This window comes from Peloplasma aerotolerans (assembly GCF_030012175.1).
GTDB lineage: Bacteria > Bacillota_I > Bacilli_A > Acholeplasmatales > Acholeplasmataceae > Peloplasma > Peloplasma aerotolerans.
Genome location: NZ_JASCXW010000058.1, coordinates 1 through 3,719 on the forward strand (window position 1 = coordinate 1; position 3,719 = coordinate 3,719).

The 3,719-nt window shown below is 34.6% G+C and carries 4 protein-coding genes; all 4 read left to right on the plus strand.

What is annotated here, in order from left to right:
• Positions 1-364: 364 nt before the first annotated feature.
• Entirely contained in the window at positions 365-1,519 is a 1,155-nt protein-coding gene (locus tag QJ521_RS09320) for a Re/Si-specific NAD(P)(+) transhydrogenase subunit alpha (protein WP_282840215.1), read from the plus strand.
• Positions 1,516-1,812, plus strand: a complete 297-nt coding sequence (locus tag QJ521_RS09325; RefSeq protein WP_282840216.1) for an NAD(P) transhydrogenase subunit alpha part 2 — start codon at positions 1,516-1,518, stop codon at positions 1,810-1,812. Before QJ521_RS09320 ends, QJ521_RS09325 begins: the two co-directional genes overlap by 4 nt.
• Entirely contained in the window at positions 1,809-3,266 is a 1,458-nt protein-coding gene (locus QJ521_RS09330) for an NAD(P)(+) transhydrogenase (Re/Si-specific) subunit beta (RefSeq protein ID WP_282840217.1), read from the plus strand. Before QJ521_RS09325 ends, QJ521_RS09330 begins: the two co-directional genes overlap by 4 nt.
• A 134-nt stretch (positions 3,267-3,400) precedes the next feature.
• The coding region (locus tag QJ521_RS09335) for a hypothetical protein (protein ID WP_282840218.1) at positions 3,401-3,719 on the plus strand (319 nt) is incomplete at its 3' end.

A 3,719-nucleotide genomic window follows, 5' to 3' on the forward strand; every position in this document is an offset into this window, starting at 1 on the left:
TTTCAATATGTTTTGGTTGATGATACGTGTTCCACACTGTTAGAATGTCTTTATTAATATTTGCACTAACTTTTATTCTATTACTCATTTTTTCATCCCCTTCATATACTGTTATTATAGTTCTACTTGATTATTCAAACAATAAATGTGCATTTTCCATGATTTTACTTTGATATTCAATGCACATTCAAATTCAAATATATGCTAAAATAGAAATGTCATGTGAAATGAGCATACTTTTAAAAGTATGGACTGAATATATGCGGATTGAGCAATGAATAATGATGATGAAATGAAGCATACTTTGCTTCATTCAATAAGTATATAACAAAGCATAAAATACGAACAATAAGGAGATTATGTTATGAATATTGGTATTTTAAAAGAAAGATCAAAAGGAGAAAATCGTGTATCGGTTGTTCCTAATCATGTTCCTGCACTTATTAAACTGGGTTATACAGTTTATCTTGAAAAAGATGCTGGTACAGCTGCGGGTTATAGCAATGAGCAGTATCAAGAAAGAGGTGCGGTTATTATTGATAACCTAGAATCATTAATTAAGAAGGTAGACGTTCTTCTAACGATTAGAGCTGGAGCTGCTGATAATCAAGGTGAATCACTAGCAAATCAATTGAAAGAAAAACAAATCATCATAGGGCTTTTAGAACCATACCAACCGCATCAAGCATTTGATGCTTTACTTAACCAGGGGGTTACATCATTTTCTATGGAACTCATTCCAAGAACAACACGTGCTCAAAGCATGGATGTTCTATCATCGATGGCAAATTTAGCAGGATACGCTGCTGCAGTCTTCGGTGCTGAAAAGAGTACAAAAATCTTTCCAATGATGATGACGGCAGCTGGAACAATTCCACCTGCTAATGTCTTTGTCTTAGGTGTAGGTGTTGCTGGACTCCAAGCCATAGCAACTTCTAAAAGATTAGGTGCTGTTGTTAGTGCTTATGACGTCAGGAGTGAAGTTAAAGAGCAAGTTCTATCTTTAGGTGCTAAATTCGTGGAATTCGATTTAGAAAGTGCAAGTGGTGAAGGTGGATATGCTAAACAAATGGATGAAGCCTATTATAAAAAACAACGTGAACTTATGAAAGAGGAATTATCCAATAAAGATGTCGTGATTACAACAGCAAATATTCCCGGCAAAAAAGCTCCTATTTTAATAACAGAAACCATGGTTAAAGGCATGCAAAAAGGTAGTGTTATTATTGATTTAGCTGCTGAGCGTGGTGGTAATTGCGAATTAACTGAAAGCGGTAAAACCGTTGTAAAACATGGTGTAACCATTGTTGGTTTAGAAAATGTTGCTGCTCATTACGTCAATAATGCATCTATGTTATACTCCAAAAATATTACAACCTTTTTAAATAATTTATGGGATAAAAAAGAATTAGGGAAAATCAATTGGGAAGACGATATCGTTTTAGCAACAGTCGTTACTCATCAAAAAGAAATTCCAAATGAGAAAACACGTTCATGGATTGGAGGAAAAACATCATGATCATTATCTATTTAATAACAATATTTTTAATGACTGTATTTTTAGGTATTGAACTTATTACAAAAGTTCCTGCAACACTACATACGCCTCTAATGTCTGGATCGAATGCAATATCGGGGATTACGATCGTCGGAGCTATTGGTGTTCTTCTTACACAACATAGTTATGGTGAAGTTGGTGTTCTTCCCTTTATATTAGGTGCAATTGCATTATTTTTCGCAACCGTTAATGTCGTCGGAGGATTTGTTGTTAGTCATCGTATGCTAGAGAAATTTAGGGGGAAAAAGAAATGATCATCGACCAAAACTTAGCAGACTTAAAAGATATCATTGTTGCTGTCCTCTATTTAATCTCTTCAATATTTTTCATATTAGGTATTAAAAAATTATCTAAACCAAAAACAGCATCAAGAGGTAACTCTATTGGTGCACTTGGGATGTTAATAGCTACATTAACCGCATTTATAGACTTTGGAGTTATTGTCAATGTCACCGACGGTGTCATTGAATCTTCTTTCCAATATTGGTATATACTACTCGCTGCAATCCTTTTAGGATCCATCGTAGGTATCTGGTCAGCTTTAAAAGTTAAAATGACTGGTATGCCTCAAATGGTTGCTATATTCAATGGATTTGGTGGTGGTGCATCATTTTTAGTTGCTGGTGTTTATTTTGGATTTGAAATAGCTTCCCAATCAACACTTGAACTACCTATGTTAATTGCAACAGTTCTTTCAGGTCTTATAGGTGCAATTACACTTTCTGGAAGTTTTATCGCCTATGCGAAACTTCAAGGATTAAAAATCATTCCTGATAAACCTGTATCCTTTAAATTCGACTTATACTTAAAACTGATATTACTCGCTGGTCTATTAGGACTTGGTGGTTTAATGGTTGCTACTCCTGATACCACTTTATGGTACTGGATTATTGTTGGTGGTGGTTTACTCCTAGGTATATTACTTGTTATCGGTATCGGTGGAGCAGATATGCCAGTCGTGATTTCACTACTTAACTCTTATTCCGGATTAGCTGCAGCAGCAACTGGATTTGTGTTAAATAATATCGTTTTAATTATTGCAGGATCATTAGTTGGAGCATCTGGCATTATCTTGACTTCAATTATGTGTAAAGCAATGAATCGATCTTTAATCAATGTTTTATTTGGTGGATTTGGTGGTGCACCAACATCCATAACAACAGATTCAATTTATGAAGGTAAAGTGACATCAACTTCTCCTGATGAAGTCGCAATGATTTTAGAATCCGCACAAAGAGTTGTTATTGTTCCTGGTTACGGTATGGCTGTGGCACGTGCAGCAACCTCAGTACGTCTTTTAACTGAAGCGTTAGAATCAAACGGTGTTGAAGTCGTCTTTGGTATCCACCCTGTTGCAGGACGTATGCCAGGACATATGAATGTATTACTTGCTGAAGAAAACATTCCATATGAAAAACTCATTGAGTTAGAAAATATTAATCCAACATTCGCAAATACTGATGTCGTTATCGTCATTGGCGCTAATGATGTTGTAAATCCTTTAGCACGTGAAAAAGATTCGGAAATTGCTGGTATGCCTATCTTAGATGTTGATAAAGCTAGAACATGTGTTGTTATCAAGCGTTCACTTAGTCCTGGATTTGCAGGTATTCCCAATCCATTATTCGCTAATGATAATACATTGATGCTTTATGGGGATGGTAAAAAGGCAGTCGATGAACTAGTTAAAGCATATAAAGATTTATAGAGAATAAACATCAGAGTCACTAGACTTTGATGTTTTTTTAAAAATCACACAAGATGTTATTGCTAAAGGCAAACTAAAGACTTATAATATATCTAAATGATACTAACAAATTAAATCAAAGGGGTATTTTTGATATGAAGAAATTGCACATATTGTTCGTTTTTCTGATTATTTTATTTTTATCGTCATGCGATCAAACTGATGCTGATTTATCTGATGATACAGTTCCAAGTGATAACTTAATTGGTTTGGTTACATCTTATCAAGCAAAACTCACTTCTATTATTGAAGAGGATGAAGCATCTAATCAATTAATATCAGCTCATCAAATTAATCTAGCTTTTGATGAAGAAGATCCATTTTTTAATACGAGAGAAACTTTCTTAGTCACTTATAATACGCAAAGAGACAATGCACAAGATGTGCAACTCAGCCCTCACTTGATGATATATC

Bases quoted from the DNA above. Each gene is read 5' to 3' on its own strand.
- QJ521_RS09320 (WP_282840215.1), top strand. From the start codon at position 365: ATGAATATTGGTATTTTAAAAGAAAGATCAAAAGGAGAAAATCGTGTA.
- QJ521_RS09330 (WP_282840217.1), top strand. From the start codon at position 1,809: ATGATCATCGACCAAAACTTAGCAGACTTAAAAGATATCATTGTTGCT.
- QJ521_RS09325 (WP_282840216.1), top strand. From the start codon at position 1,516: ATGATCATTATCTATTTAATAACAATATTTTTAATGACTGTATTTTTA.